General features: G+C 62.6%; 22 protein-coding genes. 11 read left to right on the top strand and 11 right to left on the bottom strand.

Annotated elements, in window-relative coordinates:
- Window positions 1-34: 34 nt before the first annotated feature.
- Entirely contained in the window at window positions 35-643 is a 609-nt protein-coding gene (locus FA04_RS20670) for a TetR/AcrR family transcriptional regulator (protein WP_034789660.1), read from the bottom strand.
- Window positions 644-908: 265 nt separating this feature from the next.
- Here FA04_RS20670 and FA04_RS20665 point away from each other — a divergent pair, with 265 nt between their 5' ends.
- Window positions 909-1,877: a DUF808 domain-containing protein gene (locus FA04_RS20665; protein ID WP_034789661.1), complete on the top strand. Its 969-nt coding sequence runs from the start codon at window positions 909-911 to the stop codon at window positions 1,875-1,877.
- A 75-nt stretch (window positions 1,878-1,952) separates the two neighbouring features.
- On the opposite strand, the gene speB is transcribed toward FA04_RS20665, so the two are convergent.
- Entirely contained in the window at window positions 1,953-2,906 is a 954-nt protein-coding gene (gene speB, locus FA04_RS20660) for an agmatinase (protein WP_034789665.1), read from the bottom strand.
- Window positions 2,907-3,145: 239 nt separating this feature from the next.
- Here speB and FA04_RS20655 point away from each other — a divergent pair, with 239 nt between their 5' ends.
- The 4 genes from FA04_RS20655 to FA04_RS20640 are packed head-to-tail and all read left to right on the top strand — an operon-like array spanning window position 3,146 to window position 7,086.
- Window positions 3,146-4,252 (top strand): extracellular solute-binding protein, encoded by a 1,107-nt coding sequence (locus FA04_RS20655; RefSeq protein ID WP_034789666.1) that lies wholly within the window; start codon window positions 3,146-3,148, stop codon window positions 4,250-4,252.
- 29 nt (window positions 4,253-4,281) lie between these two features.
- Entirely contained in the window at window positions 4,282-5,349 is a 1,068-nt protein-coding gene (locus FA04_RS20650; RefSeq protein WP_234798796.1) for an ABC transporter ATP-binding protein, read from the top strand.
- 20 nt (window positions 5,350-5,369) lie between these two features.
- On the top strand, window positions 5,370-6,278 hold the full coding sequence (locus FA04_RS20645; RefSeq protein WP_051659178.1) for an ABC transporter permease subunit: 909 nt from the start codon (window positions 5,370-5,372) through the stop codon (window positions 6,276-6,278).
- 10 nt (window positions 6,279-6,288) lie between these two features.
- Window positions 6,289-7,086 (top strand): ABC transporter permease, encoded by a 798-nt coding sequence (locus FA04_RS20640; protein WP_034789668.1) that lies wholly within the window; start codon window positions 6,289-6,291, stop codon window positions 7,084-7,086.
- Between the two features lie 52 nt (window positions 7,087-7,138).
- On the opposite strand, the gene FA04_RS20635 is transcribed toward FA04_RS20640, so the two are convergent.
- Window positions 7,139-8,023, bottom strand: coding sequence for a helix-turn-helix transcriptional regulator (locus FA04_RS20635; protein WP_051659169.1), 885 nt, complete (start codon window positions 8,021-8,023; stop codon window positions 7,139-7,141).
- Between the two features lie 385 nt (window positions 8,024-8,408).
- On the opposite strand from FA04_RS20635, the gene FA04_RS20630 reads away from it, so the two are divergent.
- From FA04_RS20630 to FA04_RS20620, 3 genes are all read left to right on the top strand, one after another.
- Window positions 8,409-8,786 carry a cupin domain-containing protein gene (locus FA04_RS20630; RefSeq protein ID WP_051659170.1) on the top strand — a complete coding sequence of 126 codons (378 nt, stop codon included), beginning with the start codon at window positions 8,409-8,411 and terminating at the stop codon, window positions 8,784-8,786.
- A 14-nt stretch (window positions 8,787-8,800) separates the two neighbouring features.
- The gene (locus FA04_RS20625; protein ID WP_034789670.1) at window positions 8,801-10,195 is read left to right on the top strand and encodes an NAD(P)/FAD-dependent oxidoreductase; all 1,395 of its coding nucleotides are present in this window, start codon (window positions 8,801-8,803) and stop codon (window positions 10,193-10,195) included.
- Between the two features lie 186 nt (window positions 10,196-10,381).
- Complete coding sequence (locus FA04_RS20620; protein WP_034789678.1) at window positions 10,382-13,366, top strand: autotransporter outer membrane beta-barrel domain-containing protein; 2,985 nt, start codon at window positions 10,382-10,384, stop codon at window positions 13,364-13,366.
- Between the two features lie 46 nt (window positions 13,367-13,412).
- On the opposite strand, the gene FA04_RS20615 is transcribed toward FA04_RS20620, so the two are convergent.
- From FA04_RS20615 to FA04_RS35275, 6 genes are all read right to left on the bottom strand, one after another.
- Entirely contained in the window at window positions 13,413-14,495 is a 1,083-nt protein-coding gene (locus FA04_RS20615) for an SGNH/GDSL hydrolase family protein (protein WP_060519284.1), read from the bottom strand.
- A gap of 25 nt (window positions 14,496-14,520) precedes the next feature.
- Window positions 14,521-15,768, bottom strand: coding sequence for an SGNH/GDSL hydrolase family protein (locus tag FA04_RS20610; protein WP_034789684.1), 1,248 nt, complete (start codon window positions 15,766-15,768; stop codon window positions 14,521-14,523).
- Between the two features lie 66 nt (window positions 15,769-15,834).
- The gene (locus tag FA04_RS20605) at window positions 15,835-16,248 is read right to left on the bottom strand and encodes a hypothetical protein (protein ID WP_060519282.1); all 414 of its coding nucleotides are present in this window, start codon (window positions 16,246-16,248) and stop codon (window positions 15,835-15,837) included.
- Between the two features lie 382 nt (window positions 16,249-16,630).
- Window positions 16,631-17,314: a response regulator gene (locus tag FA04_RS20600; RefSeq protein ID WP_034789687.1), complete on the bottom strand. Its 684-nt coding sequence runs from the start codon at window positions 17,312-17,314 to the stop codon at window positions 16,631-16,633.
- Window positions 17,275-19,083: a sensor histidine kinase gene (locus FA04_RS20595; protein WP_082566252.1), complete on the bottom strand. Its 1,809-nt coding sequence runs from the start codon at window positions 19,081-19,083 to the stop codon at window positions 17,275-17,277. Before FA04_RS20595 ends, FA04_RS20600 begins: the two co-directional genes overlap by 40 nt.
- A complete protein-coding gene (locus FA04_RS35275; RefSeq protein ID WP_156400694.1) occupies window positions 19,080-19,247 on the bottom strand; it encodes a hypothetical protein in 168 nt (55 codons plus the stop codon). Before FA04_RS35275 ends, FA04_RS20595 begins: the two co-directional genes overlap by 4 nt.
- A 317-nt stretch (window positions 19,248-19,564) precedes the next feature.
- Here FA04_RS35275 and FA04_RS20590 point away from each other — a divergent pair, with 317 nt between their 5' ends.
- Genes FA04_RS20590 through FA04_RS20585 form a run of 3 tightly spaced genes read left to right on the top strand, consistent with a single transcriptional unit; the run spans window position 19,565 to window position 22,036 of the window.
- On the top strand, window positions 19,565-19,996 hold the full coding sequence (locus FA04_RS20590; protein WP_034789693.1) for an SxtJ family membrane protein: 432 nt from the start codon (window positions 19,565-19,567) through the stop codon (window positions 19,994-19,996).
- A 46-nt stretch (window positions 19,997-20,042) separates the two neighbouring features.
- Complete coding sequence (locus FA04_RS35685; RefSeq protein ID WP_089043047.1) at window positions 20,043-20,192, top strand: DUF5989 family protein; 150 nt, start codon at window positions 20,043-20,045, stop codon at window positions 20,190-20,192.
- Window positions 20,193-20,203: 11 nt separating this feature from the next.
- Window positions 20,204-22,036, top strand: a complete 1,833-nt coding sequence (locus FA04_RS20585; RefSeq protein ID WP_034789695.1) for a carbamoyltransferase family protein — start codon at window positions 20,204-20,206, stop codon at window positions 22,034-22,036.
- A gap of 57 nt (window positions 22,037-22,093) precedes the next feature.
- Here FA04_RS20585 and FA04_RS20580 read toward each other — a convergent pair whose 3' ends face one another.
- Window positions 22,094-23,032: a LysR family transcriptional regulator gene (locus tag FA04_RS20580; RefSeq protein WP_034789702.1), complete on the bottom strand. Its 939-nt coding sequence runs from the start codon at window positions 23,030-23,032 to the stop codon at window positions 22,094-22,096.
- A gap of 206 nt (window positions 23,033-23,238) precedes the next feature.
- Complete coding sequence (locus FA04_RS20575; protein ID WP_034789705.1) at window positions 23,239-24,942, bottom strand: amidohydrolase; 1,704 nt, start codon at window positions 24,940-24,942, stop codon at window positions 23,239-23,241.
- Window positions 24,943-25,024: the final 82 nt, after the last annotated feature.

The raw sequence follows: 25,024 nt of genomic DNA, 5'->3' as shown, positions 1-25,024 counted from the left end.
GGCGCAGGCCGAAGCCGCGCCGGAAATATTTCTGCTAAATTTTCAATGCGTTGATCGCGAACTCGACCAGCTCTTCCGGGCTTGCGCGGTTCGTCTTGCTCAGACACTGGGCGACCATTTGCGGGTGGCAAAGCGTGACGGTCGCCGCCCCAAAGCAACGGGACGCGGCATCGGCGTCCTGGTCGCGAAACTCGCCCGCGGCAATCCCCTCGCGGATGACGTCGGCGAGGAGCGCGTCGATCCTGTCGATGTGCTTGTCGATGACGTGCCACTCGCGTTCGATGGCAACGATCACCATCTCGTGCACCTTCGTGTCGTCGAGCATCAGTTCGACCGTCATTTTGTGCTGTGCGTGGACGTAGCGGTGCAGGCGCTCGCTCGCGCTCAGCGGCAACTGGCAGATCTCCTGCGCCATCTGGTAGCTGGCCGCGAGCATGCGCGCGCAAAGCGCCTGGTGGATCTCGGTCTTCGAGGCAAAGAAACGGTAGATGTTTGCCGGCGACATGCCGAGCTCGCGGGCGATGTCGGCAACATTGGTCTTGCTGTAGCCGAAGTGCCGGAACAGCCCCTCCGCTGCATCGAGGATGCGCGTGATGTTGTCCTGCCGTGTCTGGTCGACGACGATATCGTTGCTCACCGGCATCGCTGGCCTTTCGATTTACGACTGACGAATTTCGTATTTCGTCAGTCGTAAATCGAAACGAGGTGTGCGTCAATGGCACAGTCGGGCGTGGTTGATCACGTTTTGAAGAACGAGCGAGACGCCCTCCTCTGGCACACGAGGGCCTCCGCGACGCAGACTGGGTGACGGGGTGCAACCGCGGCGCCGTTGACTCGACACGCTATGGTGGTTACTGGCGACTTAACTGCCGTGTTTTTCGGATTTCTCTCAAAGGGTTCAGCCATCGATGGCCACAGGTCTCATCGCCCTCCTCGACGACATCACTGCGATCGCCAAGATGGCTGCGGCCTCGCTTGACGACGTTGCCGCCCAGACGGTGAAGGCCAGCACCAAGGCCGCTGGCGTCGTGATCGACGATGCGGCCGTGACGCCACGCTATGTCGTTGGCCTGACGCCGGAACGGGAACTGCCGATCATCGCGCGGATCGCCTTCGGCTCGCTCAAGAACAAGCTGCTCTTCCTTCTGCCGGGAGCCCTTCTGCTCGGCTACTTCGCACCCTGGGCGATCACGCCGCTGCTCATGCTCGGCGGCATCTATCTCTGCTACGAGGGCGCCGAGAAGCTCTATGGTGCCCTCTTCCCCCATGCCGCCCACGCACATGAGGAAGCCGTGCTCGGCGCGACGAGCGATCCGGTAGCGCTCGAAAACGAGAAGGTTGCGGGCGCCATCCGAACCGACTTCATTCTTTCCGCCGAGATCATGGCACTGACGCTCTCGACCGTTGCCGACGCCAGCATCTACACACAGGCAGCAGTTCTGGCCGGGGTCGGCATCCTCATCACGCTTGCCGTCTACGGAGCGGTCGGCTTGATCGTGAAGGCCGACGACGCCGGCGTCGCGCTTGCCAAAAACCCCGTCGCGCTCCTGCGGCCGCTCGGCCGCGGACTGGTGCTCGGCATGCCCGTGTTCCTCAAGGCTCTCGCCGCCATCGGCACCGCCGCCATGCTGTGGGTCGGGGGCAGCATTCTCGTGCACGGCATGGCGCAACTTGGCGAGGCCGGGCCTGAACATTTCATCCACGACATCTCCGAGCATGTCGCGCAGGCGCTTCAGTTCGCGCCCGGGCTCGTCGGCTGGTTTGCGACCTCGGCACAGCAGGCACTGCTCGCCCTCGTCGTCGGCGCCATCACGATCGTCGTCTTGGGTAATGTCGTCGCGCCGATCTGGGGGCGTCTGCGCCCGGCAAAGCGCTAAAGGCGTTCGAAAGGTTTTCGGAAAGGAGGCCGCCTCCGGCCTCCTGCCAATCCGCAATCAAGCTTGCCGGAGCCGTTACCGCTTGTACTTCACCCCCGGCAGCACGCAGAGCATTTCATAAAGCAGGTTCGCCGCGGTGATCGCGGTCGTTCCAGTCGTGTCGAAGGGCGGGCTCACCTCGACGAGATCGGCGCCGACCAGGTTGAGACCGCGGCAGCCGCGGATGATCTCGAGTGCCTGGATGACGGTAAGGCCCCCGATCTCGGGCGTGCCGGTGCCCGGCGCATAGGCCGGATCAAGGCTATCGATGTCGAAGGTCAGGTAGGTCTTGTGGTTGCCGATCTTCGCGCGGATGCCTTCGATCAGCGGCACCAGCGACTTGTGCCAGCATTCCTCGGCCGGGACGACGGTGAAGCCCCTGTCGCGCGACCAGTCGAAATCGTCGGAAGCATAGCCGGTGCCGCGCAGGCCGATCTGGAAGACGAGATTGGGATTGAGGCAGCCGTCCTCATAGGCGCGACGGAACGGCGTGCCGTGCGCGATCTTCTCGCCGAACATCGTGTCGTTGATATCCGCATGCGCATCGACATGGATGAGGGCGACCGGCCCGTGTTTTTCGGCAATCGCCTTCAGGATCGGGTAGCTGATCGTGTGATCGCCGCCGAGGGTCAGCGGGATACAGTCATGCTTAAGGATCTCGCGGATGCCGCGGGTGATGATCTCCATATTGGCCGGCAGGTTGAAGGTGTTGATGGCGATGTCGCCGATATCGGCGACCTGCAGGCTTTCGAACGGGGCGGCGCCGGTCGCCATGTTGTAGGGACGGATCATCACGGATTCCGCGCGGATCTGGCGCGGTCCGTAGCGCGTACCAGACCGGTTGGACGCGCCGATATCCATGGGGATGCCAACGAAGCAGGCGTCGAGGCCTTCAGCCGAGGTCGCGGTGGGAAGACGCATCATCGTGCCGGGGCCGCCGAAGCGGGGCATATCGTTGCCGCCCAGCGGCTGGTTGAATTTTTCGTCCATGGAAGTTCTCCCTTTCTGTCGCCGGAACCCTAGCAGCCATTGCCACCCGAGAAATGCCCTTCGATCGAACGTTACTTCGATCGCGGTCAAACAAACATGCCCGATGCGGCAAAGGCCGGCGTCGATTGCCGTTTACGACGCCGCCGCGTCTCCCACACCTAGCCAAAGGGAGTGTTGCCCTCAAAGGACCCGCCAATCACTTTGGCGAAAACAAAAATACGCTGTTCTTGGGAGGAACCATGCAAAAGTTAACCCGCACCGCCCTGCGCTCCATGTTCGCCGCGTCGCTCGCCGCCATTGCGGCCTCAACGACCGCCCAGGCGCAGGACAAGCTGTTCATCTACAATTTCTCCGACTACTTCGCCGAAGACACCGTTTCGAATTTCCAGGCGAAGACCAGCGTTGAAACTCGGGTGGACTTCTACGATTCCCTTGAAGTGCTTGAAACCCGGCTGCTTGCCGGCGGCAGCGGTTTCGACGTCGCCTTCCCGAGCGCCACGGTCGGCGAGCGCCTGATCCAGTCCGGCGCACTGAAGCCGATCGATGTCACAGCGCTCAAGAACTACGGCAATCTCGACAAGGACCTGTTGAAGCTTGTCGCCGAGCACGACCCGGAGAACAAGTATCTCGTTCCCTACATGTGGCTGACGACGGGCGTTGCCTACAACGCCAAGCTGGTCAACGAGCGCCTGCCCGAGGCACCGGTCAATAGCCTCGACATGTTCTTCAAGCCCGAGATCGCCCAGAAATTCCAGGACTGCGGCATCGGCATCGTCGATGCGCCGAACGAGGTGATCCCGATCGCGCTCAACTATCTCGGCCTCGATCCCTATTCCACACAGGCGGAGGATCTCGACAAAGCCAAGGAACTGCTGCTGAAGCTGCGCCCCTTTATCCGGCACATGCAAAGCGGCCAGCTCGTGGCCGACATGGCCTCCGGCCAGCTCTGCCTGGCGCTGATGTGGAGCGGCGACGCCGGCATTGCAGCGGCCCGCGCCGAAGAGGCGGAGACCGGTGTTGCGGTCGCCTACTCGATCCCGAAGGAAGGCACGATCATTTCCTTCGACACGATGGCGATCCCGGCCGACGCACCGGATCCGGAACAGGCGCTGGCTTTCATCGACTATATCCTCGAGCCGAAGACAGTCGCCGCGATCAGCAATCGCGTCTTTTACGCCAACGCCAATGCCGCGGCGACGGCAGAGGTCGACGCCGGCATCCGAGACAACCCGAACATCTATCCGCCTGCCGAGGTCCGTTCCAAGCTCTTCGTCGACAAGTCGCTGCCACCGCGCCAGACGCGCGAGCGCACCCGCGTCTGGTCAGCATTCCGGGCCGGCCAATAGGCCAACCGTCAACAGCAGGACCAGATCCCGTGCCATCCTATATTTCGATCGAAAACCTGGCGAAGTCCTATGGCGTCGTCACGGCCGTCAACAACATCAACCTCGGCATCGAGAGGGGCGAATTCTTCTCGCTCCTTGGGCCCTCCGGCTGCGGAAAGTCGACGCTGCTGCGGATGATCGCCGGCTTCGAGACGCCGACCTCGGGCGCGATCAGGCTGGAAGGCGCCGACGTCACCGACGTTCCGGCGCATCGGCGTCCGACCAACATGATGTTCCAATCCTACGCGCTCTTTCCGCATCTGACGGTCGGCAAGAACATCGCCTTCGGATTGCACCAGGACGGTCTCGACAAGAGCGAGATCAGGAAGCGGATCGACGAGGTCTCGGAAAAGCTGCAGCTGACCGCACTGCTCGATCGCAAGCCGGCGCAGCTTTCCGGCGGCCAGCGCCAGCGCGTGGCGCTCGCCCGCGCACTGGTCAAGCGGCCGAAGGTGTTGCTGCTTGACGAGCCCTTGGGCGCGCTCGACAAGAACCTGCGCACCGAAACCCAACTCGAACTCGTCCGCCTGCAACGCGAACTCGGCCTCACCTTCATCATCGTCACCCATGATCAGCACGAGGCGATGACCGTTTCCACCCGCATCGCCATCATGAAGCAGGGACAGGTGCTGCAGGTCGGCTCGCCGTCAGACGTCTACGAGGCGCCGCGGTCGCGCTACGTCGCGAAATTCCTTGGCGAAACCAATGTCTTTGCCGGCGGACGATCGGAACGCGATGGCGAAGAACTGCGGATCGAAAGCGATGAGGCCGGCGGCGGTGTCCGCGCCGCCTTCACCGACCGGGTGGCGCTCGACCGGCCGTTCTGGGTTTCGGTCCGCCCTGAACGGGTAGAGCTTACAACTTCGGGCAGCGGCCTCGAAGGCACCGTGGAACAGCTCACCTATACCGGTGTCGAGAGACACTACCGCGTGCGGCTGAAGTCGGGCGCGACGCTCGACGCGCGCCGGGTCAATCTCGGCGCCGAGAGCGATCTTCGCGTCGGCGACCGCGTGTTCGCAAACTGGCCGCCGCAGGCAAGCCGGCTGCTGGCCGAATAGGAGGTCGACCCTTGTCTTCCATCGCCCATTCTTCCGCAGCCGCCCCCTCCGCAAAGGCGAACTGGGGCAAGCGCCTGCTGATCGCCATCCCCTATGCCTGGCTGCTCGTGTTGTTCCTCGCGCCCTTCGCGCTGGTTGCCGGTATCAGCCTTTCGACCGTCCGCCTCGGCATGCCGCCATTCGAGCCGCTGACCGCCTGGGACGGCTCGATCCTGAACCTTAGGCTCAATTTCGAGAATTTCCTCTATGTGCTGACCGACGACACCTATCTTCTGGCGTATCTGACGAGCCTCAAGATCGCGGCGATCTCCACGGCTGCCATGCTCTTCATCGCCTATCCCCTCGCCTATGGCATCGCGTCCTGCTCGCCCTCCTCCAGGTCCCTGCTGGTCTTTCTGGTGATCGTGCCGTTCTGGAGCTCGATGCTGATCCGCGTCTATTCCTGGATGAGCATTCTCAGGAACGACGGTCTTTTGAACGCGCTGCTTTTAAAGATCGGGCTGATCAGCGAGCCGCTGCGAATCCTCAACACCGAGACGGCGATCTATATCGGCATCGTCTACACCTACCTGCCCTTCATGGTGCTGCCGATCTATTCGACCTTGAGCAGCGCCGATCGGACTTTGATCGAGGCGGCGCGCGATCTCGGCTGCTCGCGCATCTCCGCCTTCTGGCGGGTCACCTTCCCGTTGAGCCTGCCCGGCGTGCTCGCGGGCTGCGCGCTGGTCTTCATCCCGGTCGTCGGTGAATTCGTGATCCCGGATCTCTTGGGTGGCGCCGACACGCAGATGATCGGCCGCGCCATCTGGCTCGAATTCTTCAACAACCGCGACTGGCCGATGGCCGCTGCCGTGACCATCGTCTTGCTCGCTCTGCTGGTCGTACCGATCGTCTATTTCCAGTCGCGCCAATCGCGTGAACAAGGCTGAGGAGCAAGCCATGACAAAACCACGCTGGTTCAATCGGCTGTCGATCCTGTTCGGTCTTGCCTTCCTCTATCTGCCTATCGTCGTGCTCGTCGTCTACAGCTTCAACGGCTCGAAGCTCGTGACGGTCTGGGGCGGCTTCTCCACCCAATGGTATGCGACTGTTCTCAACAATCCCTCGATCATCGAGGGCGCGAAAGTCAGCTTCCTGGTCGCGGCGGTCTCGGCCACCGCCGCCACCCTTCTCGGCACGCTTGCCGCCATCGTCATGGTGCGGCTGCGTCGCTTCCGTGGCCGGGCACTGCTGAACGGCATGCTGCTCGCCCCGATGGTGATGCCCGAGGTGGTGATGGCCGTGTCGATGCTTCTGATGTTCGTGACGCTCGGGATCGACCGCGGGCCGCTCACCATCACGCTGGCGCACACCACCTTCACGCTCTGTTTTGCGACTGTCGTGCTGCAATCGCGGCTGGTCGAACTCGACCCGTCATTGGAGGAGGCGGCGCGCGATCTCGGCTGCCCTCCGGCAAAGGCGTTCGTCAGCGTCGCCTTACCGAACATGATCCCGGCGCTCGTCTCCGCCTGGCTGCTGTCCTTCACCCTGTCGCTGGACGACCTGGTCATCTCGAGCTTCACGACCGGGCCGGGTGCATCGACCCTGCCGATGAAGATCTATTCACAGATCAAGTTCGGCGTGACGCCGGAGATCAACGCGATCTCGACGATTATCCTCGGCATCGTCGTGTTTGGATTGGTGGCCGCTCAACTGGTCTCGCGGCGCTCCGAACAACGGGTGAGCGCCGCGGCTTGAGGTAACTCTGAGGAAGATAGACTTACCCGGAATTCCCGACAAATGCGCCGGGTCAGTGCGGCCTCAGCGCGCCAGCCGGCGAAAGATACGTGGCCAGCGGATCCTCGAAGGCATTGCTTGCCGAAGACACGGCATCGATAAACAGCGAGAACAATGCCGTCTGCGAAGTGATGTCGAGCTTGGCGTAGAGGTTGCGGCGATGCAGCTTGACGGTCGCCGGCGAGATGCCGAGCTTTTCGGCAGCACCCTTGACCGAGTAACCGCGCAGGATCATCTGCGCCACCTGGCACTCGCGATCGGTCAGCAGGCTGCGGCCAAAATTGCGCACCGCCTGCGCCAGGGCGCTTTGAAGCGGCGAGCCGTCGTCGCCCAGGCCTTCGGGTCTGAGGTCGCGATAATGCCGAAGCACGGCCATGCTGATGAGCGGCGCCGCATTCTGCAGGAAATCCTGATCTTCGCCGCTGAAGGCCGCGTGCGCATGGCGGCGCGCCAGAGAGATTGCGATCTTCGTGTCGGCATCGATGCCGATGAAGACGTTGAATTCGTCGTGCAGGCCCGAATGCCGGTAGTAGTCGCGGTAGTACTGCGACCGGTCGAAGGACGGATCGATTTGCCGCAGGCGATAAAGCCCGTCGTCGCCATTGTCGAGCGCCAGCCGGTAGAACGGATCCATCCGGTACGGCCCCTGCAGATAGGCGCGAATATCCGACAGCCCCCTGTCCGTGCGCCAGTCGTTAAACAGGATCTTCGGCGCGGCGTCGCGTCGATAGAGGAGCATCAGACCGGCATCGATCGCAATGTGCCGCTTGAGCGAATGTGTCAGCCGGTCCTGGAAATCCGAACGGCCCACCCCCTCCATCAGCGACAGCGCCAGATCGCCTACACCGGACACCTGCTGCGCCGGCGCGCAGACTTTGATGATCGTATCGTCGTTCATATTGTTCTCCTCCAAGCGCAGACTAGGCGAAGGTTGGGTTGGTCGCAAGTAACGGAATTTCACTACGGGATTTCCAAAACTATCTTTTGGCGAACCAAAACAACGGCATAGGTGGCCGACATCCGGCGGGGCAAGGCCTTGCGGCGCGGCACGGATGGCCCGCCTCGGAGCGAACCTAGCCCTTTGGCGTATTCCGAGCAGCGATACCGACGCCTAGAAAAATGATGCAAGCCGCACAGTAGATCCGCGGCAGGCAAGGCGGCACGTGACTGTCGAGACGGCATATTGATCTCGGACATCCCATCGTTCCGTAGAAGAATGAAACAACGAAACCCTGGCGCGCGGCCGATCGACTTGGCGCTCGTCTTTCTGAACTGGAGTGAACATGTCGAAGGTCATCAAACTCGGGCGCGATGGTGTCGGCCTCAACGCGCTTGAAAAATGCAGCGTCGTGCCGCCGGAGGCGATCCTTTCGGGCTTTGCGGACGAGCTCGGCGACGTTCATTTCGAAAGCCCCGATAAGGCCGTCGTCATCGGCACGTGGCAGTCGACGCCCTATGCGGAAATGCTCTCCTATCCCGATGGCAATGAATACAGCGTCATCCTCTCTGGCAAGGTCGCGATCACCAACCCGGATGGCTCGGTCGAGACCTTTTCGGCGGGCGAAAGCTACGTGCTTCCAGCCGGCGTCGAAGTGCGTTTCGAAGTGCTGGAGACGATGCGCAAGGTCTACGTCCTCTACACCGCCCCTGCCGCGAAGTGATGTGAGCCGTCCTCATGACCCAGGTAAGAAACAAAGCCCTTGCAGACGTGACGATGACGCCCTTCTGGCTCGACCGGCCGGATGCGCCCGAGCCGCGAGAGCGACTGACGCGTCATCTGAAGGCCGACCTTCTCGTTGTGGGTGGCGGCTTTACCGGGTTGTGGGGCGCCATCCAGGCAAAGCAGCGCCAGCCCGAGATCGACGTCATTCTGATCGAGAAAGGCTCGGTCGCCAACGGCGCCTCGGGTCGGCCGGGCGGTGTCGTCTCAACCTCGGTCATGCACGGGCTGTCGAACGCCGTGCGCATTTTCCCGAAAGACATCGCAGCGCTCGAGAAGCTCGGCCAGGAGAACATGCACGGCTTTCTCAAGACGCTTGAGGAGCATGCGATCGACTGTCATGCCGAGTGGGGCGGGGAGCTAACGGTCGCGGTCGACGACGCCCATATCGAAGCGCTGCACGAGGAGCACGAGCTTCACCTGAAGTACGGCCACCAGGCGGTCTTCCTCGATCAGAGCGCCGTCCGCGCCGAAATCAATTCGCCGCGCTACAAGGCCGGCGTCTGGTCGAAGCATATCTGCGGCACGGTGCATCCGGCGCTGCTGGCGTTCGGACTGAAACGGGTCGCGCTCACGCTCGGCGTACGGATCTTCGAAAACACCGAACTGACAGGCCTTGAAGACCTCGGCGACCGGATGAAGGCACACGCGGCTTCCGGCAGCGTGACCGCGCCGAAGGTGCTGCTCGCCACCAACGCCTTTGCCGCCGGCCACAGGAAGATCAAAAACAGGGTCGTCGCCGTGCGCGATCGGGTGCTGGCGACAGAGCCCCTGTCAGCGGAGCAGATGGCAGCGATCGGCTGGAGCCATCGTCAGGGCGTTTACGACACTCGCACCCAGATGAACTACATGCGGCTCACCAAGGACAACCGGATCATCTTCGGCGGCCGCCTCGCCTATGCCTTCGCCGGCGATCCGTTTCCGTCGATCGACCGGGAACTCGATACCTATGAGCCCCTTGCCGCCGCTTTCTTCGACACCTTTCCACAGCTCGAAGGCCTGCGCTTCAGCCATGCCTGGAGCGGGCCGATCGACCTCAGCACCCGCATGGCCGTACACTTCCAGCGTTACCATGACGAAAAGGTCGTTTATGCCGGCGGCTATTCTGGCTTCGGCGTCTCGGCCTCACGTTTCGGCGCGCGCATAGCGCTCGATATCCTCGACGGCTCGAAGACCCCGGAGAGCCGGCTGGATTTCGCCACCAGCCTTCCGAATACGATCCCACCCGAGCCGTTCCGCTGGCTCGGCGCCCAGATCACCATGTATGCGCTCGACACCGCCGACAAGTCCGGTGGCTGGCGCAGGCCGTGGCTCAAGATGGTCTCGGCCATGGGCTTCCCGCTCAGTTGATCATGCGTTTCCCGGCGGCTTCAAAGGGCAAGCGGAGCCGAGACTTTCGGCTCTGCCACCGGGCGATGGCGGTGGCCCATCCGGCCCGGGAGCAACGGTGGTAGTAAATCGTTAACCATGATTAGATAGCCAAAGCTACCCATTCCGCTGGCTGATTCGCGAGCGTTCGTAGCACCGGCGGCACCCATGCGACAAACACCGCTCGCGGTCCTTTCCAAACGCCTCGGCCTTTTCACGGCACTAGCCTCTCTTGCCGTCTCGACACCGGCGCTTGCCCAGTCCGTTTGGACCGGGGGAGCCGACAACGAATTCGGCAACGGCGCGAACTGGGCGCCCGCCCTGCCCGGCGCGAGCGACGCAGCGGAGGTCAACACCGGCTCTCCGCAGGTCAACGACGGCCGTACGATCCGCCAGCTTGGCGTCGACGGCGGCAATGTCACCATCTCCAACACCGGCGCGCTGACCGTCACCAACGGTAGCACGATCAATTCCGGGAGCGTCAGCATCAACGCGGGCGGCGCACTCACCTCCAATGTCGAGCTGAACGGCGGCAGCCTGTCGATCGATGGGGACCTCAACGGAAGGCTGACGCTGAACAACGGCAACGTGTCGGTGAACGGAACGCTGGACAGCGCCAGCGTCGGCAGCGCCACGTCGCTTTCCAACAACGGCGAGGTTGGTGACGTCAAAGTCTCGGCTGGGGGCACTTTCGTGAACAACACCGGCGCCGTCGCCGGCGCGACGGTGAATGCCGGCACCGCCTCCAACGCCGGAACCATGGGCTCGCTGACGAACACCCAGGGGAACTTCACCAACAATACCGGCGGCACGATCACCGGGAAAACGACGGTGGCGGGCGGAACCGTCACCAACAACTTCGTCGTCACCGACGCGGATGTCGCGGCAGCGGCCGCCTTCGTCAACAACAATGGCGCAACTGCGGGCGCGATTACCAACGCCGGCACGGTCTCGAACGCTGGCACCATCGCATCGGTGCGCAACGACGCCGGAAGCTTCACGAACAATTTCGGCGGCGAAGTGACCGGCGAAACCACGGTCTCTGGCGGCGCCGTCAACAACAACGCGACCCTCGGTACGGTCACCGTCGGCGCGGGCGGCACCTTCACGAACACGTCGGGGGCAAGCGCCGGCGCGGTCACCAACAGCGGCGCCGCGTCGAATGCCGGCACGATCGCCGGACTTACCAACACAGCCGGAAACTTCGCCAACAATGCCGGTGGCACAGTCACCGGCAAGACGACGGTTACAGGCGGCACCGTGACGAACAATTTCGTCGTTAGCGACGCCGACGTCGCGGCCGCGGCAGCCTTCGTCAACAACAGCGGCGCCGTGGCCGCCAACGTCACCAACGCCGGCACCCTGTCCAATGCCGGAACCATCGCTTCCGTGCGCAACGATGGCGGATCCTTCACCAACAACGGCAACGGCACGGTGACCGGAAAGACAACCGTCGCCGGCGGCAGCGTCGTCAACAATGCGGCGCTCGCCGACGTCGAGATCGGTGCCAACGGCACTTTCACCAATAACAGCGGCGCGACTGCCGGGGCAGTTTCCAACGCCGGCACCGGGTCGAACGACGGAACCATCGCTTCGCTCGCAAACAGCGGCGGCCTCTTCCAAAACACCGGCACGATCAGCGGCGCGGCGAACATCACGGGCGGCGCTCTCGTCAACCAGGGTACGGTCGCCGGGACGGTCGAAATCTTCGACGGCGGTCTCTTGTCCGGCAGCGGCATCGTCGGCAGCCTGACGGTCAATGCCGGCGGCGTGGTCTCTCCCGGCCCGGGCATCGCGGTTGCCACCGTCAACGGCGACCTGACGTTCCGTTCGGGCTCGATCTATCAGGTGGATGTGGATGCGGCGGGGCAATCCGACCGCCTGGCCGTTTCGGGCGCGCTTTCGCTTGAGGGCGGCAGGCTAGCGGTCCTCGCCGGCAGCGGCGTCTATGACCCGTCGACGAGCTACACGATCGCTTCCGCCGGCACTGTCAGCGGCCGGTTCGATGCGGTGACAAGCAATCTTGCGTTCCTGTCGCCGACGCTGACCTATGGCGCCACCGGCATCGATCTGAGGCTCGACCGGAACGACGTTGCGTTCGCGGACCTCGCAGAAACCGCCAATGGGCGCGCAGCAGCAAGCGCTGTCGAAGCGCTGGGCGTCACGAGCCCGCTCACGCTGGCCGTGCTCTCGCTGGATGATGCAACGGCCGCAAGCGCCTTTTCCCAGCTGAGCGGCGAGGTACACGCCTCAGTCAAGAGCGCGCTGATGTGGGACAGCCGTTTTCCGCGGGACGCCATTCTGGAGCGCGCGGGCTCGGCCGTCTCGACCCTTCAGGAAACCGAGGACGCCGTCTTCTGGACGTCGGGTTTTGCAGGCGCGGGCCATTTGTCCGGTGACGGCAACGCAGCCGCTATCGGTAACCGCACGGCGGGTGCCCTCGTCGGCGCTGATACGGCGGTTTCCGACGATTGGCGCCTCGGTGGGATCCTCGGCTACAGCCATCTCACCGTTCAGCCGCAGGCGCGTGTCGATGCTTACCATGCGGGCCTCTACGGATATGGGAACATCGGGGCGCTGAACCTTGCAGGCGGCGCGATCTATAGCCACAACGAGGTTTCGTCGGAGCGTGACCTCGCCTTCGGCTCGTTCACAGACCGCCTGACCGCCGACTACGACAGCACTGTTGCCCAGGTGTTCGCCGACCTTTCCTTCACGCTCAGCGCAGACGACATCAGGCTTCAGCCGTTCGCAAACCTGGCCTATGTCTATCTCGATACCGATGCGTTCAAGGAAAACGGTGGTTCGGCGGCGCTCTCGGCAGAAGGTGCCACTGACGACGCCATGCTTACGACCATCGGCGTGCGCTGGTGGGCGAATCTGCCGATAGACCAAATGCCGATCTCAGCCTCCGGCATGCTCGGCTGGCGCCATGCGGAAGGCGACCTTTCGCCGTCCGCGCGCCTTGCCTTTGCCGATGCCAGCCCCTTCACCATCGCAGGCGTGCCCATCGCGCGCGATGCGCTGGTGGTGGAAGCGGGCATTTCCGCCCGGCTCTCCAAATCCGCGCGGCTGGCAATCACCTATCTCGGCGAATTCGGCGACGGCGCGCGGTCGAGTGCCGGCCGCGCAAACCTGATCGTCGATTTTTGACGCGCATGTCTCCGACCAGGACGTTCAGCAGCCGGTCGCGCTAGCCTCACGGCTGGACCTTGGCGACCGATCCGGCTCCGGCGAAGAGGTCCGGATAGGAGCGTTCCAGCGTTCCGGCGATCGCGGCGGCGAAGCGCTCGTTGGCGATCCGGTTCGGGTGCGCATCCGATGGCGATACCCACAGCGTTTCGGGAACGAGATCCTCGACCGAGGGGCGAAGATCGAGGAAGGGAACCCCCTCGCTTTCGGCGATCTTCTCGACCGCGCCGGTGACTTCCGGGAACGGATACTGCTTGACTTCATGCAGTTCGGGATAGTTGACGAGCACGAGCTTGATGCCACGTTCGCGGCAGAAGCTGATCAGCCGCCGCATGGCATCCTGCCCTTCCGTCCAGCCGGGCTGGTCGTCTTCATAGAGGCCCCGGTAATAGGCCTTCCAGTCCGCCCGACCGAGGAAGATGCGCGAGATTTTGTCGACCGCCGAGGCGAGTACGACATAGGCCTGCGAATACTCGCCCCAGCCGACCTCGTGACGGCGCGGCGTCGGCTCGGCATCGTTGATGAAATAGTTGAGGACGACCACGTCCGGCTTGAGCTCGACGCCCTTGGTCATGAAATAGGCGACTTCCATCTGGGTGTTGTAGTTGCCGACACCGGTGTTGATCACCTCGTATTTCGGCGCCCCCTGGCTGCCGCCGTTGAGGACCGTTTCCAGCAGCCTGGAGGGCGTATCTTCCTCTTTGACGCCCCAGCCGAAGGTCAGCGAATCCCCGAGCATCATCACCCGCGTCGTCCCGGCGGCAACCGGGCCGATTTCGCGGTTGCGCAGGCCGATCGAGTTGATGCTGACCGGCACACCCATGAAGACGCCGCTCGAATTGGGAATATGCTCGTGGCCGATCGCCGGCTCGGCGCTGACCCGTTTCAGGTCGCGGGCGTATTTCCACATCTCGAGGTCGAAATCCATGCCGTTGTCGAAGACGGTGCGCGCCATGCCTTCGATCATGAGGCCGCAAAGGGCGAGGCTGAAAGCCGTCGCGAGAACCGCAAGCAGGGCTCGCTTGAGAATGGAGGATTTCCGGACGCTGTTTTGTTCCATTTGAACGACGCGTGTTACATTGGAATTCATCGGATCTTCCTTTCAGGTCCGCCGATTACTGTCCGACCTGAGAAAACTTCAGGCAATCTGGCTCCACCGGAGCGGTTTTTACGAACTGGTGCTCGCCGACCGTCAGGCCCTTGCCGCCGCTCCAATCATTGACCAGCCACTGGTCGATCGCCTCGGCCACAAGAAAATGTCCGAGCGGAGAAAGGTGCTTGTCGCCGATGCCATAGGTTTTCATCGGATCGTTGGCGGAGAGCTTTTCGGTCGGATCGACCACGTACACTCCGGGCGTCGCAGCGGCGAGCGCCTTGATCATTTCGCGCTGCTTTTCCGGCTGCAGGCCGTCGTCGCGACCAACCAGTTCCGCCCAGCCCGGGAGGATGACGACGAGCAGCTCGGCGCCGTTGGCGCGGGCATCGTCGGCAAGCCGGACGAACAGGCGCCGCGTCAGCTCGATCGCATGGCCGATGTCACGCCGGGACGCCCGGTCGCCAACATAGGGTCTGAGCAGGGTCGAGTAGAACCAGTTGTAGAGCTTGCTGTTCTGCCACAGGTACAGATGTGCCTGCAAAGCGAGGCTGGGCTTCTTGGTTCCGCTACCGGCCGGCTCGACCGTGATATCGATGGACGAGGGCGTCAGAACCGCACGCTCGGCATTGTCCTCAAGGTCGGTGCTGAGCGAGAGCCCGACGACGACGAGGTTATGAGGGATGCTGTGGCCCTTGTCCTCATAGACCCGGATCTCGTTCGGCTGGCCGTAGCCGCCGGTGCCGTAGTTCTTGAGCAGCAGTTGCGGGTGCCATGCGTTCAGGAGCGAGCTGAAGGTTTCGCTTTCCTTGACGAGCGAGCCGCGCACCATGGAATCGCCGAGGACGAACACCGGCGAACCCGTGCCCGTCGCATTGTCGCGGAAACCGTCGCGGTTGATCTGGACGCGGTTCCAAGGATCGAGCGGGCTGAAACGCTCGAAGTAGCTGTTGCCCGGTATTTCCGTATAGCCGTAGAGCGCGTGCGACTGATGCCGCCCCCGCGGCACGCCGCAATAGACATATTCGCCCTCGCCGACCGGAAGCTGCAGGCTCGGCACCAGACGCAGCAGCAGTTCGCACAGCAGAATGGCGACAAGTCCCGAAACGAGAATGATCAGCCCATCCATGACACCGCCGAAATTGCGCGAACGGCGCATGCGTTGCAGGATTCCGCTCGATTGAGGCTTGTTCTGATCGATGAAATCCGCAGGCGTCGCCGTCGGATTGTTGTTGTTGAGCGCATCCTGACGTTCGGCTTTTCGGGGCATGTCAGCTGACACCTTGATTGTGCGATCTGTGTTGAAGCATTTCGGATGATTGCCGCATCGCCCGGTTCAGGCGCTTCCGGCCTCGCGCCAATAGGACCGTGCCAGGCTGGCGAGATAGGTGGTCGTGCGCCTCGATGTCTTTGCGACGGAGGGACGCTTCGGTTCGTCGGAGCCTGCGTGTTCGCCAGTATCTGCGAGCCGGATGCGCTTGGAGGAATCCGGCCGCAGGAGCTCGATCGGTCGAAGCAGCCCGGGCAAAGTCCCGTAGCCGGTCAACTGATCGCGAAACAGGCTGGTCGCGGCATAGACGACATCCGCCGTCTCGACCGCTTCCCGCACGCGGGCATCATCCGAAATCTTGACGTAAAGCACGCCAGGAATGAAAAGAGGCAACGTCGGCACCACGGGATCCAGGATCCGGTTGACCGCGGCCGGCGTCACCTCGTTTAAAACGAAGACGGTAAGCCGCTTCTGGCTCAAACGATAACCCTTTATGATTATCTCGACCGGAAGCCGACCGTCTGTTTCAGCTATTTCAATAACACTTTGAACATGCATAGTGGCTCTCCGGAACAGAGAAGAACACCGTCAATATCTTCAGAATACGAAAACATGAACTTATTCGTTATATAGCGACATGAGCTTCGGAGGTTTCACTTCTCTGCCGGAGACGCCTTACAATTCCGAACTCTATCCTAGGATTTTCGTTCTGAATATATCCAGATGGATATACTCCGGCCCTGTTTCTTACAGTTCGCTTGCGGCAGAAAGCGCCGGTCGCGGCGTCTCGTCGCGGGCTGGATGTTTTCGAAAGGGGAGGCTCAGGCCAGAAGCAGGGGGCCTGCAAGCGCGGGCGACGCCGTCATAGTGGGCTCTTCGGGAGCCGGTTCGCCAGATTGGCCAGCTCGACGCGCGTCGAGATTCCGAGCTTGCTGTAGATGCTGTGGAGATGCAGCTTGACCGTGCCCGGCGATATGCCGAGCCGGGCACCGATCTCCTTGCTGCGGATCCCCGAGGCCGCCAGCCGCGAGACCTCGATCTCGCGCTGTGTCAGGAGGTCGACGCCCCGGGTCTCAACGGCCTCCTGCGCGCGTATCCGCTCGATCGCGGACTTCAGCGCCTGATCCTGGAAATAGGTCTTGCCGCTGGCCACGACATTCATGCAGTCGAGCAGGGTGTCCGGGGCCTGTTCCTTGAGGACGATGCCGTTCACTCCGAGCCGGATCGCTTCGGCAACCTGATCGTCACCGATATCAGCCGTCAGGATGACGATCGCGATCTGCTGTCGGTGGGCGCTGCGCACCCGGCGTATGAATTCGAGCCCGTCCATATGCGGCATGCGAAGATCTGCGACGACGATATCGGCGCCCCGCTCGGACAGAACCTGCAGCGCATCGGTCGCACGCTCGCAGGTCGCCACCACCTCCCAGCCGGGCACGGTCTCGATCAGCCGGCGAAGCCCGTCGAGCACGATCAGATGATCGTCGACGACGACCGCGCGCAACGCTATTGCGGCATTGGCAGCATGACGACCACTCGAGTCCATTCCGCTATCCTTTCGATCGCAAGTTTTCCGCCACGCGCTGCCGCCCGTTCACGCAGGCTCCGCGGTCCGATTTTTTCTCGTTCAAGCTCGGCATGGTCAAGACGCTCACCATAACCGAAGCCGACCCCGTCGTCGTCGATCGTCAGCACGATCGATCCGTTGTCGATGCTGAGCGTGATCCTGACCTTCTGCGCGCCGCCGTGCCTGACCGCGTTGGCGGTCGCTTCGGACGTCATGCGCGCAAGCTCGTAGGTCAGCGCCAGCGGCAGGTCGATGCCGGACGGCGGGTCGAAGGCGATCGAGACGTCGATCTGCCATTGCTGCCGCAGCCGTGCGGCCACCGCTTCCAGTTGACGCTCGAGCTGCATTTCGCCGGTAGCCTGGAGATTGCCACCCGGCTCGAGCGCGCGGATGAAGCCGCGAAGCTCCCGCTGTTCTTCGAGCAGCATCGCCTGGATGGCCTCGAGGCGTTCAGCAAGCACATCCGGCCCCGCATCCTTGAGCTTGCGCAGCGACTGAAGCTGCAGTGCTGTGCCCGCAAGCGCCTGAAGCACCCCGTCGTGCAGGTCGCGGCCGATGCGGATGCGCTCGTCGACGGCCGCCTCGTCACTCAGGCGTCTAACCAGGATCGCCTGTTCGAACAGCGCCTTGATCCTGTCGGCGATGATCTCCGCGATCGCCACGTCATCGAGCGTGAGCGCAGGCGGCTCCAGAACGAAGAGGCGCGCCTGCAGATCGTCGACCTGGAAGAAGGTCGAGACCGCGGCGTTGATGTTGAAAGCTTCCACAAGCGCTGGCGAGATCGGGGGATCGGGATCCGACCATTGATGAAACCGCCCCTCGCCGATATGCACGAGAACGCGACCACGCGCGGCCTCGGTGACAAGCAGGCTGCTGCGCAGCAATTTTTCGTCCGTCCAGGTACCGAAGGCATCGGGCGGCATCTGCATGACCTCGAGTTCGCCTTCGTTCCACAGGGCCGCATAGGTCCAGGGCTCCTCCGCATCGGTCCACAACAAGAGGGCCCGCGGAACCAGCATGACATGGGCGGCATAATCGAGGGCCGCGCGCGCCGGCCACTCGCGTCCCCGCGGCTGGCTCGGTGTTCGCTGCACCAGCCGAAGAAGCTCGGCCCGGACCGCCTCCTGGTGTGCGCCCAGCCAGACGAGCAGCGCAGCCGCAACGAAGATGAAGAGGATCCGCGAGGCGTTCGTCGTCGTATCGGCATCCGGATCGAGCATATCGCCGGCATCGAAGTAACCGAGGTAGAGCAGGGCCGCCAGGCAGACGAGACCGGTGTAGAGCGCCCCGCGCCAGCGCCAGTGCAGCGTCGCGGACAGCAAAGTGAACGGCATCAGCATGAAGAACGGGCTTGCCGGGCCGTCGGTCATCGACATGAAGATCGCAAACGCCGCGACATCGATGATGTGACGCACCAGCGTGCCGCGCACGCGCGAAATCTCCGTGCGCCAGACGAGGAAGGCGGCCGCGATGGCATAGAAGAGATAGCCGATCAGCAGGAAGTAGATGGGCTCTGGCGGCAGCGGCACGTGAACGGAATCGAGCCAGGCGATCCAGACGCTGCCGAGCGCCAGCAGAATGCGCCCGACGGCGATCACCTTGTCGGAACGAGCTCGGAAGGTGTTCGTCCAGACCTTGCGGCCGGACGCCTGGTCCAGATCCATCGGCGCGCCGGCACCGTGTGGTGGAGCGGCCGCCGTCGGGCTCACGCGGCGGGCGCTGAAACGGTTTGACGGCTCTAGCTTCATGCCAAGTCTCCGCTCTGCGCCGCCCCTTTGAAAACAACCCTGCGCGTGACGAGCGAGAATAAATCAAATCGCGGCCACCGACCGTCGCCGACCGCATCTTCGACGACGAGGACGGCACGGCCCTGGCAGCCGCTGCAATCAGCATATTCAAGTGTCGTCAGCATACGCTCGTCTCTTCCAGCGCTCAAATGCATTCGCCACCAGTATAGCCAAGGTTACGCGCGCGCGCCCGGACCACACGAACCTTGCACTGCTGCAGGCAAGCCCTGGAACAGGGCCGACCGGCGGACATCAACCCGAGTATCAGAAGATCGCGCCAAGAATCGTAAGCCGGATATGACCCTCTATATCCATTGGCATATTGACCTACCCCAGTATTTGCCGCTCATATTCTCCCAATATAAATGACTAAAGAGTTTTTCATTCGTCGGCACAATGAAAATTGTGCGTTTTTTAGCTAACCGCTTTGAGGTGGATAGCAATGAGCATTTCTCACGGACCACTGAACGAGAAGCCCCCGGAAGGACCGTCGAACAGAAGTTTCGGCTACACCGTCGGTGGCATCCTTACCCTGATCGCGCTCGTGAAATGGTGGCGGGCTTCCGAGATTACGACCGTAACGGCTGTGCTCGCCCTGATCGGCGTGGTTCTGGTCGTGCTGGCCCTGATCGCGCCTTCGACCCTGACACGCGCCAACCATCTCTGGATGCGGCTCGGCCTTGTGCTGTTCAAGATCGTCAATCCGGTCGTGATGTTCCTGATCTACGTCACGACCTTCGTGCCGATCGGCATTTATCTCAGGCTTCGCGGCAATGACGCGCTGACCGAACAGTTCGACAAGAACGCCAAGACCTACTGGATCGACAAGCCACAGGGCGAAGCAGCCCAGGCAACGATGAAAAACCAGTTCTGAAATTTGAAGAACCTATCCCTTATTGTATCGGACAGAGGACACGAAAATGGACCTTGCTAGGGAACTCCTGTCTTACATGGGCAACCGGAAGAAATACTGGTTGCTGCCGATCCTGGTCATGACGACCATCTTCGGAACCCTGGTGGTACTGACGCAGGGAACGGCCGTCGCCCCCTTCATCTATACGCTGTTCTAGGCGGCACCATCGTGCGTATCCTCGGTATCTCGGCCTTTTACCACGATAGCGCGGCCGCGCTCGTCGAAGACGGGCGCATCGTAGCCGCTGCACAGGAAGAGCGCTTTACGCGCCGGAAACACGACCCCGATTTTCCGGCGCGGGCAATAGAGTACTGCTTGTCGGAAGCAGGCTGCACCATGAACGACATCGACCATGTCGTCTTCTACGAAAAGCCGTTCCTGAAGTTCGAGCGGCTTGTCGAGACCTATCTTGCGACAGTGCCGCACGGCTTCAGTTCGTTTCGCGTGGCGATGCCGGTCTGGATCAAGGAAAAGCTCTTCCAGAAGAAGATGCTGCGCAAGGATCTCGGCAAGCTTGTCGGCAAGAAGGAATGGGATGGCTCGCTGCTTTTCACCGAGCACCACCAGTCCCATGCAGCGAGCGCCTTCTTTCCCTCGCCCTTCGCCTCAGCCGCAGTCCTCACCATGGACGGCGTCGGCGAGTGGTGCACCACATCGCTTGCCCATGGCCATGACAATCGCCTCGACTTCCTGAAGGAGCTGCATTTCCCGCACTCCCTTGGCCTGCTTTATTCGGCCTTTACCTATTACACGGGCTTCAAGGTCAATTCGGGCGAGTACAAGGTGATGGGGCTTGCGCCCTACGGGCGGCCGCGTTTTGCGCAGACGATCCTCGACAACCTGATCGATCTCAAGGACGACGGCTCCTTCCGTCTGGACCAGCACTATTTCGGTTATTGCACGGGCCTGAAGATGACCTCGCCGGCCTTTCACGACCTCTTCGGAGGCGAACCCCGCAAGCCGGAATCGCCGCTGACCCAACGCGAGATGGACCTTGCGGCCTCCGTGCAGGTCGTGACCGAAGAGGCGGTCATGCGGCTCGCCCGCTATGCCCGGCGCCAGACAGGCGAAAAGAACCTCTGCCTTGCCGGTGGCGTCGCGCTCAACTGCGTGGCGAACGGCAAGTTGCTGAAGGCCGGGATCTTCGACGATATCTGGATCCAGCCCGCCGCAGGCGATGCGGGCGGCGCCCTCGGGGCGGCCCTCTCGGTCTGGCACGAATATCTTGGAAGCGCGCGTGTCGTGAAGGACAGCGATTCCATGTCGGGCGGCTATCTGGGACCGGCCTTCGCGCAAGGTGAAGTCGAGCAGCGGCTTGCCAACGCCGGGGCGAACTTCGAGGTCCTCTCGGACGAAGAGATCACCTCCTCCACCGTCTCGGCGCTGACCGAGGAAAAAGCGGTCGGCTGGATGCAGGGGCGGATGGAATTCGGACCGCGGGCTCTCGGCGGACGGTCGATCCTCGGCGACGCCCGTTCGCCGACGATGCAGAAGATGCTCAATCTCAAGGTCAAGTATCGCGAGAGCTTCCGTCCCTTCGCTCCGTCGATCCGGCGTGAAGACCTGTCGGACTGGTTCGATATCGACACCGACAGCCCTTACATGCTGCTTGTCGGCGACGTCCTGGAAAGCCGCCGCCTGCACGCCAATCACCCGCAGGAAAATCTGTTCGGCATCGATCTGCTCAACGTGCCGCGCTCGGAAATACCGGCGGTGACCCATGTCGATTACTCCGCCCGTATCCAGACGGTGCACCGCGAGACCAACCCGCGTTACTGGGAGCTGTTGACCCGGTTCAAGGCGCGCACCGGCTGCCCGGTGCTCGTCAACACCAGCTTCAACGTGCGTGGCGAGCCGATCGTCTGCAATCCCGAAGACGCCTATCGCTGCTTCATGGGAACGGAGATCGAGCGCCTCGTCGTCGGCAATTGCATCCTGAAGAAGGAAAACCAGCCGGAGCACCTGAAGCAGGACTACAAAGAGAACTTCGAGCTCGACTAGAACCGGCCACGTAATCTGTTCCTTCAGAACGCCGGGCCGCAGCAGCGACCCGGCGTTCTAACGTCCGGCACGCAGCCGCGAGGCGCTTCGGCCGGAGGGCGCGACGCCGAACTCGCTCGTCAGCAGCTTGACGAAAAACGGCACCAGCCCCGATTTCGCCCGCGACTTGTCGAAGGCTGCCTGGAAAGGCGCCCTGTAGCTGAAGAGATCCGGGCGGATCGGCCGCAGCAGCCCTGCGCTGACATAGCGGCTGGCGAAGTGATCGGGCAGATAGCCGAGACAGCGCCCGGAAAGGATCAGCCGCGCCTCCGCCTCCATGTCGCTGACCGTCGCGCGCGGATTGGCGATCGAGAATATCTTGAGGTCGCGCGCATTCCAATAGGAGCGACCGATCAGATTGTAGGACCGGATGTCGTCGATTTCGATCGTGCTGTCATCGCGGGAAAACAGCGGATGCTCGGCCCCGCAATAGAAGCGCTGCGTCTCCTCGTAAAGATCGACATATTCGAGCCCCAGCGTCGTGCGCGGGAAGCTCGCGATCGCGATGTGGAGCTCGCCCGTTATCACGTCGCGCAACAGTTCATGCGGCGGTCGGGTGACGATCGAAAGCGCCACCTCGGGCGCTTCATCCGTCATCCGCGCAAAGACGCGGGTCAGACGGGAGGCCGGGTCGGACAGGGTGTTGTCGATCAGACCAACGGAAAGCGTGCCGTTCAGCCGGTGCTGTAGCCCCTTCATGCGGATATCGAACTGGTCGATCGTGCCGAACAGGCGCTTGGCCTCCTCGTAGACTGCACGCCCCTCCTCGGTAAGACGGAAACCGGACCGGCCCCGCTGGCAGAGGATCAGACCCAGGCGACTTTCCAGCGCCGAGATATGGTTGGAGATCGTCGAGAGCGACAGGTTGAGCTCGCCCTGCGCCGCCGCAAAACCACCCGCCTCCACGATTGTCACGAAGATCCGCAGCAGCCGCACGTCCAACGAGTCCAACGCCATTCCATCGCGTCCTTAGCTTGATAAGCTCCAAAGTGAAGCGAAATTATTATGAATTTTCAGGCACTAAGCTAGTGCACCATGGCCCTGAACGGCAAATCGGCCGGCGCTGGTAGCGCCGGCCGAGCGTGATCTGGATCGGTGGGAAGGCTGCCGATCGACGTGTCCTCGCACGGCGACCGGCAAGAGAAGGACGCTGCCGCCCCCGATCAGGGCCGGCGATAGACCTCGTTTCCGGCGAGATAGGTCGCCTCCACCTTGCGCTCGCGGATCGAACGGTCGAGTGGATCGGACAGAGTGCCGTCGATCACGACGAAATCCGCCCACTTGTCGACGCTGATCGAGCCGATCTCACCGCCCCAAGGCGTCATGTCGGCACCCGCCTGGGTGAGACCATGCAGGGCCTGGTCGAAGGTGACCGCTTGCTCGGGGTGCCAGGGACCGTCACCCAAGCCAAAGGGGCTCTCGCGGAAGACGGCATCGTTGATCTGAGTCAGCGGGCTCAGCGGCGATGTCGGCCAGTCCGAACCGAACACCAGCGGTACGCCGGCGTCGAGCATCGAATGCCAGACATAGGCCCGCGGCTCGCGATCGGTACCGATGCGTTCGGTGATGTACTTACCGATCGTGCCGGTCGCATGGTTCGGCTGCATCGAGGCGACGACACCGAGATCCTTGAAGCGCTGGATGTCCTTGGTCTCGACCACCTCGATATGCTCGATACGGTTCGGCTGCGGCCGGGGCACGGAGGCTTCGGCGAAAGCGTCGAGAACGAGGCTGACGCCGCCATCGCCGATCGCATGCACCGCCGTCGGGAAGCCGTTTTCGTTGGAGGCCTTGATTGCCGCCGCCAGCTGCTCCTTGGTCTCGAAGGGCTTGCCCTTCCAGCCGTGCTGGTCGGAATAGTCCTCATGCATATAGGCGGTGCGGGTCGAGAGCACCCCGTCGATCACCGACTTGGTGTAGCCGAGCTTGAGCATCGGCCCCTTTACCTCCTGCTCGCCGGAATCGGCGGCCGCTTTGTCGACCTCGTCGCGATCCTTGACCGCTGCGGCAATCTTCTTCGGATCTCCTTCGAAGAAGCCGTACCAGACGCGAAGCGGCATCTTCTTTTCCGAGAGGATCGCGGCATAGTCGTGCACGGCGGCGAGATCCGACATGTCGTTGACGCCGGTGATCCCCAGGCTGTTGGCAAACTTCATCGTCTCAAGCAGCGCTGCCCGCCGCTCGCTGTCGGTCGCCACCGGACGATGCTTCTCGACGAGGTCGCCGGCCTTTTCGAGCAGGATGCCGCTCGGCTCGCCCTTGTCGTTCAAGAGCACCTGCCCGCCCTCTTCGACTTCCGACTTCGCGGTAACGCCGCCCACTTCGAGCGCCTTGGAATTGACCCAGACGGAATGGAAATCGATATCTCGCAGGACCACCACGCGATCCGGCACCACGGCGTCGAGGTCTTCCTTTGTCGGCAGCTTGCCCTCGCCGAGCGTGTAGTCCCAGCCGCCGCCCATCAGCCAGACGCCCTTCGGCAGGCGCTGATCGGCTTCCTTGATCTTTTCGAGCCAGGTCTTCTTGTCCGGGATGTAGGAGAGGTCGACGCCGGTCACCATGTCCATGCCAGATGTGAGGTGCGTATGCCCGTCGATGAAGCCAGGGGTCACGGTCTTGCCGCCGGCGTCGATCACCTTGGTCTCGGCATCGGCCAGTGCCTTGATCTCGTCGTTGCTGCCGACTGCGGTGAACTTGCCGTTCTCGATTGCGAAGGCCTGTGCCTTCGGCTTGCCCTGGTCCACCGTGCGCACGTCGCCGTTGAGCACGATCAGATCGGGTGCGGCCCAAACCGGCTGCGCCGTGCCGACCAGGATCGCCAGCGCGGACGTTGCACCCAGAGCCCGGGTTACTGCTGCCAATGTCATGAAATCCTCCTCCCGCGGCTACATCCCTCCACCCCCGGCGAGCCGCGCGGCACCGGCGTTGAGGGGATGATGCTGCAAGAGG

The organism is Ensifer adhaerens (genome assembly GCF_000697965.2).
GTDB classification, from domain to species: domain Bacteria; phylum Pseudomonadota; class Alphaproteobacteria; order Rhizobiales; family Rhizobiaceae; genus Ensifer; species Ensifer adhaerens.
The sequence above is the reverse complement of the archived record's forward strand: the minus strand, read 5'-3'. Positions and strand labels throughout refer to the sequence as shown.